The sequence below is a fragment of the Campylobacter sputorum subsp. sputorum genome, from assembly GCF_008245005.1.
In the GTDB taxonomy this organism is placed as follows: Bacteria; Campylobacterota; Campylobacteria; order Campylobacterales; family Campylobacteraceae; genus Campylobacter_F; species Campylobacter_F sputorum.
In genome coordinates, this window is sequence record NZ_CP043427.1 from 707,137 (window position 1) to 722,819 (window position 15,683).

Genomic DNA, 15,683 nt, shown 5'->3' on the forward strand with positions numbered 1-15,683 from the left:
AATTGATAAAATTTCTTTTAGAAATATTGATTTTTTCATTTTAAGAGATGATTTGATTGATGGCGATTTTAATGGAAATAAAGCTAGAAAGTTAGAGTATTTTTTACATTGTGACATTAGTAAATTTGATAAAATAGTAAGCTATGGTTCAAATCAGTCAAATGCAATGTATAGCATAAGTGTTTTTGCAAAAAGACATAATTTAGATTTTATTTATGTATGCGATCATATCGGCAACAAACTAAAAGAAAATCCCGTTGGAAACTTTAAATTTGCCATTGAAAATGGTATGAAATATTTTGTGGATAAAGATAGAGAAAATTTTGCAAAAAATTTAGTTGATACAAAAACACTTTTTATAAAAGAGGGTGTAGCCCAAAAAGAAGCTGAATTTGGCTTTATAAAACAAGCCGAGTTTATAGATAATTTTTCTAAAAAACAAAACATTAAATTTGATATTTTTCTACCAAGCGGAACTGGTGCAAGTGCAGCGTATCTATCAAAAAATATAAAATTTAATGTTTTTACCACACCTTGCGTTGGCGATACAAATTATTTAAAAGAGCAAATTTATGAACTTGATCCAAGCTCTAAGGTTCAAATTTTAAATCCTCCTAAAAAATATACTTTTGGAGATATCAAAAAAGAACTTTATGAAATTTACAAAGAGTTGCTTGATGAAACAAAAATAGAATTTGATTTAATTTATGATCCGGTTGGATTTTTAACTCTTTTTTCAAATTTGGATAAATTTAAAAATCCAATTCTTTATATACATCAAGGTGGAATTATAGGCAATATAAGCCAACTGGAGCGTTATAAGTATAAAGGTATTTCAAATTTATAGTATAATTATTACAAAAAGGACTTATTATGAAAATACTAAAATCAACAGATAAAAACTTTCAAAGTGAGTTTGACAAATTAGTTCATAGATCAGATAACGATATGAGCAGTGTTATACCAGTTGTTAAAGACATAATAGATGATATAAAAAAAAGAGGCGATGAGGCTTTAGTAGAACAGATTGCTAAATTTGACAAATGGGATGCTACAAATGCTCTAAAAATTTCGAATGATGAAATGAAAAACGCATATAATTCTTTAGATGAGAATTTAAAAAAAGCATTAAAAATTGCATATGATAGGATAAAATCTTATCATGAAAAACAGATTGAAAAAACTTGGCTTAGTTTTGAAGAAAATGGCACAATTTTGGGTCAAAAAGTTACACCAGTTGATAGGGCTGGGCTTTATATACCTGGCGGAAAAGCGGCGTATCCTAGTTCGCTTTTAATGAATGCAATTCCTGCAATAGTTGCTGGAGTAAAAGAGATAACCATTTGCACTCCTGCTGTAAATGGCAGTGTAAATAACTTGCTTTTAGCTACTATGTATCTACTTGGCATTAAAAATGCATATAAAGTTGGCGGTGCTTCGGCAATTGGGGCTATGGCGTATGGAACACAAAGTATAAAAAAAGTAGATGTTATAACAGGTCCTGGAAATATATATGTAGCAACTGCTAAAAAACTTGTTTTTGGGGATGTAAATATTGATATGATTGCAGGACCAAGTGAGATAGGCGTTTTAGCTGATAATAGTGCAAATTACAAACATATAGCTATTGATTTGCTTTCCCAGGCTGAACACGATGAGATAGCAAGTAGTTTTCTTATAACTGATGATGAGAAATTTGCAAATTTAATCAAAGATGAAATAAATACCGTTTTACCAACATTGCAAAGAGAAAAAATTGCAAGAGTTAGCATAGAAAATAAAGCTGCTATAATCGTTGCAAAAGATATGTGCGAAGCTGTTTTTCTTATGAATGAATTAGCAGTTGAACACCTTGAGATAGCAACTGATAATGCATTTGATTATTTACATAAGATAAAACACGCTGGAGCTATATTTTTAGGGCACAATACGCCCGAAGCAATGGGTGATTATTTAGCAGGACCAAATCATACTTTGCCAACTGGAGGGAGTGCCAGATTTTTTTCTCCACTTAGTGTGAGTAATTTTGTTAAGAAAAGCTCAATCATATCAATTAGTAAAAATGGTATAGATGAATTAAGTGAAGCCTGTATGGTTCTTGCAGAAGCTGAGGGACTTGGAGCTCATAAAAAATCAGTAGAATTAAGATTTAATAAACAATAAGTTTATTTAATTGTGGTATAATTATCAAAAATGCAAACAAAGGAGATGTTATGCAGATAAATAGTTTAAATACAAACTCGGCAAACGGAAATTACTATTTAAATCAAGCTCAAAACAATGCAAACAAAGCATTAGAAGCTGTAGTTGCTAATAGGGCTATTTCTAGCACAGATGGTGCTAGTATGAGCATAGCTGACTCACTTAGAACCCAGAGTTCATCAATAGAGCAGGGTGTTGCAAATGCAAATGATGCCATAGGGATACTTCAAATTGCAGATGGTGCTTTAAGCAATATCACTAAAAGTGCCGATAGGATAAATGAGCTTTCAGTTTCTATGAATAGTGCTGCTTTAAATAGCGACCAAAAGAAAATGATTCAAAATGAAGCAAATGCTTTAGTTAATTCTATGAAAGATGCTGTTTCTAGTGCAAGTTTTAATGGTAAAAATGTTTTTAGTGGAAGCATGGAATTTGTTACTGGTAATGGAAATGCAAGTATATCTTTAAATGCACCAAGTTTTGGCACAATAGATGTAAATAATCAGCAAAGCATTCAAGATTTTATGAGTAGTATAAACTCTCTTAGAAGTGATATTGGTTCAGCACAAAATGGTATAATGAGTGGTGTAAATGTAGCTATGAATACAAATGTAAATATTCAAGCAAGCGAAAGCAACCTGCAAAATAATGATATAGCTAAAAATGTAAATGATTTTAATCAGGCTAATTTGCTTATAAACTCAGGAGCTTATGCTTCAGCATTTAATTTGCAAAATGCACAAAATCAAATAGCAAATTTGCTTAGATAAATAAAATTATAAAACCTAACTTGTAGCAAGTTAGGTTTTTATCTTACACAATTCTTTCCATTATTTTTAGCCTCATACATTTTTATATCTGCTATTTTTATTAAATCTTGAAAAGATTTTATGTTATCTTCACTGCTAGCAACTCCTAAACTAGCACTGCTTTGCCAATAAACTTTTTTTGAGTTTCTTGTTCCAACCATTATCTTCATATTTTTTATAATTGAAAGAAGATGTTTTGCTAATGTTAATGCGCCACTTTTATTTGTATATGGACAGATTATCAAAAATTCATCACCGCCAAGTCTACAAACTATATCATCGGTTCTTATATTGTCTTTTAATGTTTTTGAAAGAGCTATTAATACCTTATCACCTATATTATGTCCAAATTCATCATTTACGCATTTAAAATTATCAGCATCGATCATAATAACACTTAATGGATTATTATCATTTATTTCTTCATACAATTTTTTTATTACTTCCATTCCAAAGCGTCTATTTTTTAACTCTGTAAGTTGATCTGTTTGTGAAAGGTATTCTAATTTTATATTTTTATCTACAAGTTCTTTTGTTTTTTCTTTTACTTTTTCTTCAAGATTATTTTTAAGTTCTGTAAGCTCTTGATTTCTATCTGTTAAAATACTAAAAAGAGTTGTTAGTGAGTGAACCAGGGGCTCAGTTTTATTATCTATATCTTTCATAAGTTTTTCATAAGCTTCATCTGGCGTTAAGCCATCTTTTATCATATGATATTGTGCTCCAAATATTTTATCTTGACCAAGTATATGAAACGCAAGCCAATTAATCAAAAAATCTAAAAGAGCTTTTGCATTCATAAGCATATTTTCTTCATTTATAGATGAAGCTAATTCCTTAACTGTATATATAAATGTGTTATGATTTTTTTTATGATTTGAGAAAAAATCTTTATTTATTTTAACTTTCTTCATAAGTTTTTCTTCATCATTAAAGTGGTAAATGGTGTAGTCGATAACTTCTTGCAAGAAAAAATTCATATCTTTAAAATCAAGTGTTGATAAATTTATGTGTTCTGCTATATTATTTATCAAATCAACTAGATGTTTATGTTGTTTATCTACTATATCAATACCGGTTTCAAAAGTTTCATTCCAAACAAACATTTTTATTTTAGGTTTATTGGGTAAGTCCACAATCTTTTTATCTACTGATGATATAGCCATAACTAAACTTTCTATATAAATTTCTGTTAATTCTATCATAAATTTGCAAATAAATTTGTTATATTTTAATTTTGTTTATAAATCTATATTTTTTGTTAATAAAATGTAGATTTTTGTATCAATTTTATTAACATATAAAAATTTTGTATTTTTCTTGACAAAATATCAATATTTGTATATAATACAATTTCGTTTTTTTAAAAAGTCTTGCTAGCTCAGTCGGTAGAGCATCTCACTTTTAATTAATGAGGGGGCCGTTGGTTCGAATCCAACGCAGGACACCATTTATATAAAGTGCGTTACTTTGTGATTTGACCCTTTCGTCTAGTGGCTCAGGACATTACAATCTCTTTGTAATAACGTAAGTTCAAATCTTGCAAGGGTCGCCATTTGGTCGCTTAGCTCAGTTGGTAGAGCGCCACCCTTACAAGGTGGATGTCATAAGTTCGAGTCTTATAGCGACCACCATATCATTATATTAGGTGCAGCGGTAGTTCAGCTGGTTAGAATGCCGCCCTGTCACGGCGGAGGTCGCGAGTTCGAGCCTCGTCCGCTGCGCCACTTCTTTTGTCTTGCTAGCTCAGTCGGTAGAGCATCTCACTTTTAATGAGGGGGCCGTTGGTTCGAATCCAACGCAGGACACCATTATTTTATATTAGTTTATAAATTACTTTTTTATGTTATTATAATAAATAATAATATATTTTTTCGATACATTGCAAATTAAGGATAAATAATGTTAACTTTATTATTTTTAATAGTTTTGATAATTATTTATGTTCGTTTTCATTATAAAATTTATAAAAGTTTTTTAGTTCAGTATATACAAAAAATGGTTTTTTGTATTATTTGAATGATGTTTCAAATGGATATATAGATATAAAAAGATATATAGACAATGATAATAAAATTCTTGTTATAGGAGCTGTTTTTATTATTATTGCTATTTGTCTATTTTTAGGATATTAAAATCATTATAAAATTTAATATTTTACTTATTAATTTGATAATTAATTAAATTTGTAATATTGCTAACTTATTAAGTTCTGTGATAATATATAGTTTAGTATTTTATAAAAGTTTTAGTAAAAAAGTTAAATAATCATATAAACTTTGATATAAACTTTTTTTAAGCATAAAAAGGCTTAAAACTAGATTAATCCAGTATTTGCATGATTTTTAAATGTGTGAGAATTCAGGGGTTTTGTTATTTTTTAGATGATGATTTTTCGAATAATGGTGGAGATGTGCGGGATCGAACCGCAGTCCAAAAATAAACACTCAAGGCATCTACATGTTTAGCAAAAGTGAAATTTTCATTTAAAAGAGCTCACTTTCCAAAACTTTCTTTTAAACTAAGACAAAAAATTCGCACAAATGTTTGTCAGACATTTGAACTACACTATTTAAAATTACTCGCTTTTGTGCCTAAATAGTATCAGCACAATGCAAGGCTCAACTGAACCTACGCAGCTTTAGCGTAAGCAGGAGCGAATTTAACGTTATTTGCGTTTAAATTTAGTTTGGATTTTATACGCTATATCCAAAGCGACATGCAACCATGGGCAATCTACTCCTGTCGAAGCCAAGTCATCCCCATAAAATTTCGCAAAATATACTATAAAAATCTTTAAATGTCAAGCTTTTGTGGTATTGCTATTATTTTTGGATTTAAAATACTAAAATACTCTTTGTCATTATTTATATCATTTGAAAAAGAGGTAAATTGATCGCTTACTAAAAGTAGCCAATCTGTAAATTCTATATTTGCCGGACCTTTTAGTATTCTTGCTTCTTCCATGACATCTTCGCATATTTCTGCTAATTTAGTTATAGTATCTAGTCTCATATAAGAAGCTGATGATTTAATGTTGTGAAAAATTCTAAATAGCTCATTTACGCTATCTTTATATAAATCTTCTCTTTCTAGATTGATAATCAAAGGTTCCATAAGTTCACACATCAGACCGTAATGAGATAAAAATTCTTCCACTAAATCACTATCGTAGTCTATTTCTATGGTTTTTAATATTCCCACTTTTTACTCCTTGGAGTCTTGATTAAGTTTTTAGTGTATCATTATTATGATAAAATGTTACCTTATATTATTTTAAATTTTATATAAAAATATATGTTAGTATATCACAAAATTATCATATTTAGGAATTTATCTTCAAAATTATTAATAAATTTAAGGAAAATAGTTGCAAATTTTAAAAAAAATATTTTATGAGATAAACAATTTATTTAAAATCAATCAAACAGATCGTCCTTGGCATATGCCTCTTAGTACGGCGATATCAACCTCAGGACCACTTTTTATAGGTGCTATATCTGGACATATGGCACAAGCTACTGTAGCTTCTTTGGCAGGTCTTGTATTTTTATACACATTAAAAACTCCTATTCATCATAGAATGGTAGTTCTTATGGCTTGTAGTTTTGGTATGATTGTGTCTTTTGTATTTGGTAGTTTTTCTCACATTAATCCATCATTGCTTCCACTTATTTTGGGCATAATAACTACTATAACAACAATGATAGTAAGATTTTATAAATTACCAACTCCTGGAAATTTCTTTTTTATGATGATAGCTACACTTGCAGCTTTTATGCCATTTAAAACAGAAGCTTTGATACAAATTAGTGGTTATTTTATGCTCGGAACAATTTGGGCGTGTTTTGTATCATTTTTATATGGATTAAGCACTGTTAAATTTATAAAACCAGAGCCAATACCTAAAATTGAATACGATGGGTTTGATGATGTCGTATTAGATTCTGTTATACTTGGAGTATTTGTAAGTCTTAGTGTATTTTTAGCTGATTTTATAGGTTTTGATAAACCTTATTGGGTGCCTATTTCAACTTTAGCTATACTTCAAGGAATGACATTAAAAAGTAAATGGACAAGGCAGATACACAGGATTTTGGGGACTTGTTTAGGTATAATTTTGACATATTTTTTGTTATCTGTGTATTTAAATAGTTATGAAATAGCTATTCTTATAGCTGTTTTAACTTTTTTAATAGAATTTAGCGTAGTGAGAAATTATGGGATTGCTGCTATTTTTATCACACCGCTTACTGTTTATATGGCCGAGATAAATGGCGTAATAAGTGGCAATGCAACTGATTTGATAGTAACTAGACTTGAAGATATAATATTTGGTAGTTTTGTAGGTTTTATAGGCGGAGTTTGTCTTCATAGTATAAAATTTAGAAATATAGTTAAATTTATAGTTTTGTTTTTATCAAAAAATAGAATTAATGATTAGGTTATTTCAGTGCTATTATAGTTATTTTTTGATAAAATAATTTTGAATAATTTATCGTGGAGAAAATGTGAAAAAACTTAGTATAGCTGATATTGTTTCTAAAAAAAACAGAGAAAAAATAGTAATGATAACTGCTTATGATGCACTTTTTGCAAGATTGTTTGACGAATTTGCTGATATGATTTTGATTGGCGATAGTTTAAATATGAGTTTTAAAGGCGAAAATGACACTATTAATGCAACGGTAGATGAAATGATTTATCATACAAAAGCTGTAAAAAATGGTGCTAAAAATAGTTTTATAGTTACTGATATGCCATTTGGTAGTACAACAAATGTAAAACAAACTGTGAAAAATGCCATTAGAATGTATAAGGAAGCATCTTGTGATGCCGTAAAAATAGAAGGCGGCAAAAATATATCAGAACATATAAAAGCACTTTGTGATAATGGTATAAGTGTAGTAGGGCATATAGGACTTATGCCTCAAAAAGTTAGATTAGAAGGCGGTTATAAGATAAAAGGGCGAGGCGAAAATGGGCTAAACGCTCTTTTAGATGATGCTTTTGCTATATGTGAAGCCGGTGTTTTTTGTTTTGTCTTGGAGGGAACTTTAAGTAGCGTTGCGGCTGAAATTTCAAAACAAGTCCCAGTTCCTGTAATAGGTATAGGAAGCGGTTTGCATGTTGATGGGCAGGTTTTAGCGTGGTCTGATATGCTTGGTTTATTTGAAGAGTTTAAACCAAAATTTGTAAAGCAGTATTTAAATGGTGCGACTTTAGTTAAACAAGCTGTTAAATCATACAAAGATGAAGTGAAAAATTCGCTTTTTCCAAGTGAAAATTTTGAATATAATAAATAAAGGAAATATTATGAAAATCAGTATTATCGTAAGTTTGTTTTTAATGTTTGCAATTGATTTGGTTGCTTTTGATGGTTTAAAAAATCAAAATGAATTTGATAAAGCTTACGAATACTACAATAAGGGCAAATTTAAAGAAGCACATGATATTTGGAGTAAATTATGTGATAACAAAGATGCACAAAGTTGCACAAATTTAGGCTTTATTTTTGATAATGATGATTTGGGTTATAAAAAAGATGAGAAAAAGGCTATGAGTTTATATAAAAAAGCTTGTGATTTAAATGATACTTTGGGTTGTAAAAATTTAGCTATATCTCAATATAAAGGTGGTAAATCTAGCAAAGATGATTTAGCGCAAGCCTTAAAAAATTTTGAAAAAGCTTGTGAATTAGGAGATGGTTATTCTTGTACGAGTGCGGGTTTTCAGTATGAAAATGCACAAGGAGTTACACAAAGTCTTAACAAAGCTTATGAATATTATGAAAAAGGTTGTAAGCTGTTAAATGCTATGGGATGTACAAATGTTGGCGGAATGTATGCTAATGGCTTTAGCGTAAAAAGAGATTTTACAAAAGCAATAGAGTATTTTAAAAAAGGTTGTGAATTAGGTCATAAACAAGGTTGTAAATACGAAAAAGAACTTTCCGGGGATGATTTTTTAAAAAATCATATAAAAAATAGAAGAGATAAATGGATAGAATAGTAGAGATAGAAAAAACAACTTTTGAAAGCGAATATGAGAGCTCTCTTAGACCAACTTCTTTTGATAATTATGTCGGTCAAGAAAAAATAAAAGGAAATTTAAAAGTTTTTATAAAAGCAGCTCAAAAAAGAGAAGAATCTTTAGATCATGTGCTTTTTTATGGTCCTCCTGGTTTAGGTAAAACTACTCTTGCTTGTATAATAGCAAATGAAATGAACTCAAATATAAAAATGGTTTCTGCTCCTACTATAGAAAAAAGCGGAGATTTGGCTGCAATTCTTACAAATTTGCAGTTAGGCGATGTGCTTTTTATTGATGAAATTCATCGGTTGTCTCCTGCAATAGAAGAAATTTTATATCCAGCAATGGAGGATTTTAGACTTGATATCATTATAGGCTCAGGTCCTGCTGCTCAAACTATAAAAATAGATATACCAAAATTTACTCTCATAGGAGCAACAACTCGAGCTGGAATGATATCTGCTCCTCTTAGAGATAGGTTTGGTATGGATTTTAGGTTGCAGTTTTATAAAGATAGTGAGCTTTGCAAAATCATACAAAGTGCTTCTTTGAAATTAGATAAAATATGTGATGAAAAAGCTGCTCTTGAAATAGCAAAAAGATCTCGCGGTACACCTAGAATAGCCTTGAGATTGTTAAAGCGTATTAGGGATTTTGCTGAGGTTAATCATGAAGATGAAATAACTGAAAGTAGAGCAAAAGAAGCCCTTAATGCCCTTGGTATAAACGATATTGGTTTTGATGAAAAAGATATTAAATATTTAAATGTCTTAGCTTCATCCAATAAACCAATAGGTCTTGGCACTATATCAGCGGCGCTTAGTGAAGATGAAAGAACGGTCGAAGATGTTATAGAACCATATTTGTTAGCAAATGGATATATACAAAGAACTGCAAAAGGTAGGATAGCTAGTGCAAAAACTCTATCTTTTTTTGGCATAAAACATATACAAGGTCTTTTTGATGAAAACAACAAATAATAAATTTTTTATAGCAATTATACTATTTGTATCTTGCTGTGTGTTGTATCTTTTTAAGTCATTTTTGCTCACTATAGCTATAGGTGTTTTGATGGCTGTTTCTACTGCTAGTTTGGAACAAAAGATTATAAAAATAACAAATGGAAAAAAGATCATTTCGGCTATTCTTATAACAATATTATTGTGTGTATTTTTCTTAGTTCCGCTTATTTATGCTGTTATTTCTTTAGCAAAACACGCTAGTGAGATAGATATGAATAATATTTCGGCTATTATAGAAAATATTAAAAATTTTAGTTCTAATTTGCCGGATAGTTTTTCTTTTTTAGAGCCAAGAATAAAGGCATTCATTTCTAGTATAGACATAAAAGCACTAATTAGTAAATCTATAGATTATATAGGTATTATAGGCAAATCTAGTGCAAATTTCGTTATAGATATGGGACTTATTGTTGTATTTTACTTTTTTGCAAATTTATACGGTCCTTTTTTGATTAAATTTATAAAAGATATAATGCCAATGGAAAAAAATGATTTGGATTTTATATTTTCAGAGCTTGCCAATACAATGAGTGTTGTTATATATTCAACTATCATCAATGTTGTTTTACAAGGCTCACTTTTTGCGATAATTTCTAGTGTATATGGTTATAATCCGCTGCTTACTGGCGTTTTGTTTGCATTTGCTTCACTCATACCAGTAGTTGGTGGTGCACTTGTTTATGTCCCTATTACTATTTTTGAAATGACTCAAGGTAATTTGGTTGGCGGTATTGTTATATTGGTTTATAGTATTGTTGTTATATCAACAATAGCAGATAACTTTATAAAACCTCTAATAATAGCTTTTATAAACAAAAAAATGGTAGAAAAACCTGCAAATATAAATGAATTGCTGATATTTTTCTCTATGTTTGCAGGAATATCAACTTTTGGATTTTGGGGAATCATATTAGGACCTGCAATTGTTACTTTTTTCCTATCAACACTAAAACTATATATGATATTAAACGATAAAGAAGTTTGATATGGTGCGATCAGCGAGATTTGAACTCGCACACACGGAGTGCACTACCCCCTCAAGATAGCGTGTCTACCAATTCCACCATGATCGCACAAAATAGATTTTCCCGCAAATTTGCGGGAAGTAAATACTAGCCTAGTAGCGGGTTAGCATAAAGGATTATAAGTGCAACAACCAAAGCATAAATAACTTGTGCTTCAATCATCGCAAGAGCAATAAACATAGTTGTTGTTAATTTACCGCCAATTCCTGGGTTTCTAGCTGTTCCAGAAATGGTAGCAGCAGCTGTATTTCCCATACCTATAGCACCACCTAAAGCAGCGATACCTAAGCCTAAGCCAGCAGCTAAAACAGAATATGATCTAATCATCTCGCCATCAGCTGCAAATGCAAAACCAGTTAATGCAACAAGTAGAAAAACTATCTTTTTCATACTATACCTCCATAAAAAGCTAAAGTTAGTTCGGATCATTACCCCTACTTAAAACTTCGCAAGTTTTAATTCTATACAATATTTCCTTTTGTTTTGATTAATTATATTAATATTACCAGTGTAAAAGCTGATTTATAAAGCTTTTATTGTGCTCTTTTCAAATTTTATATTAAAATAAATATGATTTTTGTATTATTAATTATGAAAACCAATAGTGATAAATGGACAAAAAAGATATAGCCTTGGAAATAATAAATAAATGTTATTGGAAAAATACAACACTTACGCCAGAAATACTATATATAAAAAATTAATAACAAATATTATATTTGATGCTATTTTTCAAAATTTAACTTTTATGATAAGAGATTTATCTTTATTGGGGCAATAGAGTAAAAGAAAAGCAATTAAAACTCAAAGAGAGATTTTAATTATAGATATTTAAAAAATGTCTTGATTTCTTGATAAATTTTATATATTGATAGCTCATATTAAATAAGGAGTAGAAATTGGAGTTTTTAAATTTATATAAACTTAATAAATTTACTTGCTAAAAGTCAAATTTGACTATATATAGCTAGTGGAACTGCATTAAAGGAATTTATAATTAGATGAATATAGATTTTCTGATAAACTGGTTGATAGTTATAGCAGAGATAAAGAAGATATTATTTTGATATCTATGTTATTTAAAAATTATGATATGGATTTACTTAAACACTATGAAAATTTACGGCTTAAAAATACAACTACTTTAGAGGAGATTTGCTTAAATATGATGGTTTTTATCTCTTTATATTTCCATGTTAGATAAATATAAATTATCCATAAAATCAAATAAAATTTTTGAAGATTTCAAACAAAATTCATAAACTTCAAATTAAGATAATACTAAATATTAAATAAAAAATCAAAATATCAATAAACTAAATTATAAAATGTTAAGTTGTAAATAATTTAATTAAAAATAAAAATAATTTTAAAGCGATATGTTTTTTGGTTTTATTTTTTAGTATACTACTTTTTGTAACATATTTTTAATTATTTAACTATTGTAATGTTTTTTCTATTGTTTTTATAAATAAAAATAAAAAAATGCTTATTTATTAGATTTGTAAAAAACTTTAAAAATAACATATAGCTTAAATAAAAAGCTTAAGTTGTTTTGAATTAATATTTACGCTTTGTAAATTTGCATAATATAACAACAGAAAAAGAAAATGAAGAATTTTTTAAAAATATAGCAAATAATGTAAAAAAGAAAAGAATTGAAAAAGGTTTTAGCTAACTTGAAACTGCTTTAAGCATAGGTCAAGCATCAAGTGGCTTTTATGCAAACATGGAAAATAATGCACACTCAAAAAGATTTAATCTTCTTCATCTTTTAAAACTTTCAAAGCTTTTTAAGTGCGATATAAGAGAATTTTTTGAATGAATTTTTACATTACTCCGGCTTCTTCTTTTAATGCTTGTGCGTAAATTTCTCTTAATTTTATAGTATATTTACCTGTTTTTCCATCATTTATAAGCTTATCGTCAGCTTTTATAACAGGTAATAATATAATCGTAGCAGCACTTATAAACACTTCATCTGCTTCATATACTTCTTGCATAGTGAAATTCCTTTCTTCTACACTAAGTCCTATATTTTTTGCTATGTTGATTATTTTGGCTCTTCTTATACCAGGTAAAATTTCATTTGAAAGTGCTTTTGTTATAAGAGTATCGTTTTTGATGATAAAAGCACTTGAACTAGAGCATTCTGTAACATGTCCGTTTTCAGTCATAAAGCATTCATAAACTCCGGCTTTATGTGCAAGTTCTTTTGCTATACACTGACCAAGTAGCGAGATTGATTTGATATTTCTTTTTTTCCATCTTATATCAGGAACACTTATCGTTTCTATGCCGGTTTTAGTTAATTCATTTTCTAAAACATTTGCTTTAAAGATATAAGCCATTACTGTCGGTTTTAAATTTTTAACAAAATAAAATTCTCTTTGTGCTACGCCTCTTGTGATTTGTATGTATATTCCACCTTCTTGTATATTATTTTTTTCTATAAGTTGTTTTAATACACTATCTTCAAATTCATCTTTTGTATAAGGAAGTTTTAATTCTATTGATTTCATAGAATTTTCAAATCTTTCCCAAAAAGCCGCTTTATCTACTAGTTTAGAATTTACTATCGGAACTACTTCATAAACCCCATCGCCAAATATAAAACCTCTATCAAAAACGCTAATTTTAGCTTCATTTTTATCCACAAATTCGCCATTTAAAAAAACTATATTTTCACTAAACATTGATTATCCTTTTTGTTTTTTTATCATTGTATCAAATTTTAAACTATTTGTTACGATTTTTTTGCTATAGTTTTAGCGTAGTATCAAAATTTAATAAGGCTTTATAAAAAATGTTTAGCAAAATCAAAACTTTTATATTAAAAAATGTTTTTTTAGTATCTAAAAAACCAGTTCTTTTTTTGGATCTTTTAGAGGCAAATTCTTTATACAACGAAAATATGCTCATAGATCCATCAAAGCTAAATTTTAGATTTAAATATACATCATTGTATGGTTTGTTTGCACTTTTTACTATCTTTGTGTTACTTTTTGTTACTTTACTAATGCATAAATTTTTTACAACTTTAAATTTTCATTTACTTATAATAATTGTAGTTATTAGCACGATTGGTATGGTTTTTTGTTTTGATGTGTTTAAAATTTGGGCTAGAAAAAATATAAGTTTGGTTCTTATAAAAAAAGCTTGGGAAAATCATTTTCCATTTTTTCCATATGAAAAATATTCTAAAAAAGTAGAAGAAATTTATAATAACGCACTAAAAGAAGAAATTCAAAGAAGAGATATGCAAAAATATGTTATGAGTAAGATTTCCAAATCTTGATTTTATGGTATTGATAGCGGGTTTAATATCTGATTTTTAAATTTAATTGCTTGCAGGGTTGAGTTAAGTTCTCTATTTTCTTCTTTTAAAACTTCTATTTTGCTGTTTATCTCTGATATGTCTCTGCTTATATAATAAACTTTATTTGTTATGCCTATTTTCATTAAAAATATCAATAATAAAACAAACATCCCAAGAATAACTATAATAAAATCTTTAAAATTTATGCCATTTTGCTGTAAATTTGATATCCTATTTGCTTCTAATAGAGTTTGTTTATCTTGGATATTGTCATTTTTGTCGTTCATTTTTTCCTCTGTTTATATAAAACACTCTTAATTTTGCACTAGAACTACGAGAATTTTCTTTTAACTCATTGTGTGACGCCACTATTGGTTTTTTGTTTAGCAAGTATCCAATGTTGTGATTATTTCCGCATTCACATTTTAAAACAAATTCTGGACAAATACAGCTTTTTGACCATTGCTTAAATTTGTTTTTAACTATCCTATCTTCTAGTGAATGAAATGTTATTATAGCCAAAAAACACTCATTTATGTTACTTTTTTCAATGTTATTTAGTAAATTTTCTAGTTCATCGAGTTCTTTATTTACCTCTATTCTTATGGCTTGAAAAACCAAAATAGCGGTGTCTATATTTCTGCCTTTAATCTTAAATTTATTTACTAAATTTGCTAAATTTTTTGCTGAGGTTATATTTGAAATTTTTCTTTGATTGATTATAGCTTGAGCAATTTTTCTTGCGTTATTAAGTTCTCCAAATTTATATAAAATATCACTTAAATCTTCGAAAGAATACGAATTTACAACATCATAAGCACTCATACTTAAATCACTATCCATTCTCATATCTAAAATATCACTATTTAATCCAAAACCTCTTGAATTTTTATCAAGTTGTAATGATGAAACGCCAATATCTGCCAAAATTCCTTTAACATTATGTATATCGTCTTGCTTAATATAATTTAGTATATTTGAGTATGTATCTTTATGTATATCAACTCTATGTTTGTATGGCTCAAGTCTATTTAGTGAGAAATTTATAGCTTCTATGTCTCGATCACAAGCAATAATCTTTATATCTTTGCAAGTTTTAAGTAAAGCCTCGCTGTGTCCGCCATATCCAAGTGTGCAGTCTAAAATAATACCGTTTTTAATGTTAGAAAAAAAAGATAAAATTTCATCTTTTAAAACAGGAATATGAGGAATTTTCAAATTTAAAACCTAAATAAGTAAAATAAATGTAGTATAATATCAAATTAAAGTTAAA

15 protein-coding genes, 6 tRNA genes and 1 other RNA gene are annotated in these 15,683 nt (G+C 28.5%); 14 read left to right on the forward strand and 8 right to left on the reverse strand.

Annotated features, from left to right (window positions below):
• Nucleotides 1–52 precede the first annotated feature (52 nt).
• From CSPT_RS03535 to CSPT_RS03545, 3 genes are read left to right on the forward strand one after another with little or no spacing between them, the layout of a single operon-like run.
• Complete coding sequence (locus CSPT_RS03535) at nt 53–847, forward strand: 1-aminocyclopropane-1-carboxylate deaminase (protein WP_235610083.1); 795 nt, start codon at nt 53–55, stop codon at nt 845–847.
• Between the two features lie 26 nt (nt 848–873).
• On the forward strand, nt 874–2,163 hold the full coding sequence (gene hisD / locus CSPT_RS03540; protein WP_089182334.1) for a histidinol dehydrogenase: 1,290 nt from the start codon (nt 874–876) through the stop codon (nt 2,161–2,163).
• Between the two features lie 50 nt (nt 2,164–2,213).
• A complete protein-coding gene (locus tag CSPT_RS03545; RefSeq protein WP_089182335.1) occupies nt 2,214–2,972 on the forward strand; it encodes a flagellin in 759 nt (252 codons plus the stop codon).
• Nucleotides 2,973–3,010: 38 nt separating this feature from the next.
• Here the strand turns inward: CSPT_RS03545 and CSPT_RS03550 are convergent, their stop codons facing one another.
• On the reverse strand, nt 3,011–4,216 hold the full coding sequence (locus CSPT_RS03550) for a GGDEF domain-containing protein (protein ID WP_089182336.1): 1,206 nt from the start codon (nt 4,214–4,216) through the stop codon (nt 3,011–3,013).
• 165 nt (nt 4,217–4,381) lie between these two features.
• Between CSPT_RS03550 and CSPT_RS03555 the strand changes: the two genes are divergently transcribed.
• From CSPT_RS03555 to CSPT_RS03575, 5 genes are all read left to right on the forward strand, one after another.
• Nucleotides 4,382–4,461 (forward strand) — tRNA-OTHER (locus CSPT_RS03555).
• A 29-nt stretch (nt 4,462–4,490) separates the two neighbouring features.
• A tRNA-Glu gene (locus CSPT_RS03560) sits at nt 4,491–4,566 on the forward strand.
• Nucleotides 4,567–4,569: 3 nt separating this feature from the next.
• A tRNA-Val gene (locus CSPT_RS03565) sits at nt 4,570–4,645 on the forward strand.
• Nucleotides 4,646–4,661: 16 nt separating this feature from the next.
• A tRNA-Asp gene (locus tag CSPT_RS03570) sits at nt 4,662–4,738 on the forward strand.
• Between the two features lie 8 nt (nt 4,739–4,746).
• Nucleotides 4,747–4,822: transfer RNA gene (locus tag CSPT_RS03575), tRNA-Lys, on the forward strand.
• Between the two features lie 592 nt (nt 4,823–5,414).
• Here CSPT_RS03575 and ssrA read toward each other — a convergent pair.
• Nucleotides 5,415–5,775: a transfer-messenger RNA gene (ssrA, locus tag CSPT_RS03580) on the reverse strand.
• Between the two features lie 32 nt (nt 5,776–5,807).
• Nucleotides 5,808–6,215 carry an Hpt domain-containing protein gene (locus CSPT_RS03585; protein WP_089182337.1) on the reverse strand — a complete coding sequence of 136 codons (408 nt, stop codon included), beginning with the start codon at nt 6,213–6,215 and terminating at the stop codon, nt 5,808–5,810.
• A gap of 166 nt (nt 6,216–6,381) precedes the next feature.
• On the opposite strand from CSPT_RS03585, the gene CSPT_RS03590 reads away from it, so the two are divergent.
• The 5 genes from CSPT_RS03590 to CSPT_RS03610 all read left to right on the forward strand — a co-directional run bounded on the left by CSPT_RS03590 (nt 6,382) and on the right by CSPT_RS03610 (nt 11,051).
• On the forward strand, nt 6,382–7,455 hold the full coding sequence (locus CSPT_RS03590) for an FUSC family protein (RefSeq protein WP_089182338.1): 1,074 nt from the start codon (nt 6,382–6,384) through the stop codon (nt 7,453–7,455).
• A gap of 67 nt (nt 7,456–7,522) precedes the next feature.
• On the forward strand, nt 7,523–8,317 hold the full coding sequence (panB, locus tag CSPT_RS03595; protein WP_089182339.1) for a 3-methyl-2-oxobutanoate hydroxymethyltransferase: 795 nt from the start codon (nt 7,523–7,525) through the stop codon (nt 8,315–8,317).
• A gap of 10 nt (nt 8,318–8,327) precedes the next feature.
• Entirely contained in the window at nt 8,328–9,023 is a 696-nt protein-coding gene (locus CSPT_RS03600) for a tetratricopeptide repeat protein (protein WP_089182340.1), read from the forward strand.
• On the forward strand, nt 9,011–10,024 hold the full coding sequence (gene ruvB, locus CSPT_RS03605) for a Holliday junction branch migration DNA helicase RuvB (protein ID WP_089182341.1): 1,014 nt from the start codon (nt 9,011–9,013) through the stop codon (nt 10,022–10,024). The genes CSPT_RS03600 and ruvB overlap by 13 nt, the downstream gene beginning before the upstream one ends.
• The gene (locus CSPT_RS03610; RefSeq protein WP_089182342.1) at nt 10,008–11,051 is read left to right on the forward strand and encodes an AI-2E family transporter; all 1,044 of its coding nucleotides are present in this window, start codon (nt 10,008–10,010) and stop codon (nt 11,049–11,051) included. Before ruvB ends, CSPT_RS03610 begins: the two co-directional genes overlap by 17 nt.
• A 2-nt stretch (nt 11,052–11,053) precedes the next feature.
• Here the strand turns inward: CSPT_RS03610 and CSPT_RS03615 are convergent.
• The 3 genes from CSPT_RS03615 to CSPT_RS03630 form a co-directional block, all read right to left on the reverse strand.
• Nucleotides 11,054–11,139: transfer RNA gene (locus tag CSPT_RS03615), tRNA-Leu, on the reverse strand.
• Nucleotides 11,140–11,178: 39 nt separating this feature from the next.
• The gene (locus tag CSPT_RS03620) at nt 11,179–11,481 is read right to left on the reverse strand and encodes a F0F1 ATP synthase subunit C (protein WP_033915787.1); all 303 of its coding nucleotides are present in this window, start codon (nt 11,479–11,481) and stop codon (nt 11,179–11,181) included.
• 1,439 nt (nt 11,482–12,920) lie between these two features.
• Entirely contained in the window at nt 12,921–13,787 is an 867-nt protein-coding gene (locus CSPT_RS03630) for a D-amino acid aminotransferase (RefSeq protein ID WP_089182343.1), read from the reverse strand.
• A 110-nt stretch (nt 13,788–13,897) separates the two neighbouring features.
• On the opposite strand from CSPT_RS03630, the gene CSPT_RS03635 reads away from it, so the two are divergent.
• The gene (locus CSPT_RS03635) at nt 13,898–14,389 is read left to right on the forward strand and encodes a hypothetical protein (RefSeq protein ID WP_089182344.1); all 492 of its coding nucleotides are present in this window, start codon (nt 13,898–13,900) and stop codon (nt 14,387–14,389) included.
• A 2-nt stretch (nt 14,390–14,391) separates the two neighbouring features.
• On the opposite strand, the gene CSPT_RS03640 is transcribed toward CSPT_RS03635, so the two are convergent.
• Nucleotides 14,392–14,697: a hypothetical protein gene (locus CSPT_RS03640; RefSeq protein ID WP_089182345.1), complete on the reverse strand. Its 306-nt coding sequence runs from the start codon at nt 14,695–14,697 to the stop codon at nt 14,392–14,394.
• Nucleotides 14,681–15,628: a 16S rRNA (cytosine(1402)-N(4))-methyltransferase RsmH gene (gene rsmH, locus CSPT_RS03645; RefSeq protein ID WP_089182346.1), complete on the reverse strand. Its 948-nt coding sequence runs from the start codon at nt 15,626–15,628 to the stop codon at nt 14,681–14,683. The genes CSPT_RS03640 and rsmH overlap by 17 nt, the downstream gene beginning before the upstream one ends.
• Between the last annotated feature and the right edge of the window lie 55 nt (nt 15,629–15,683).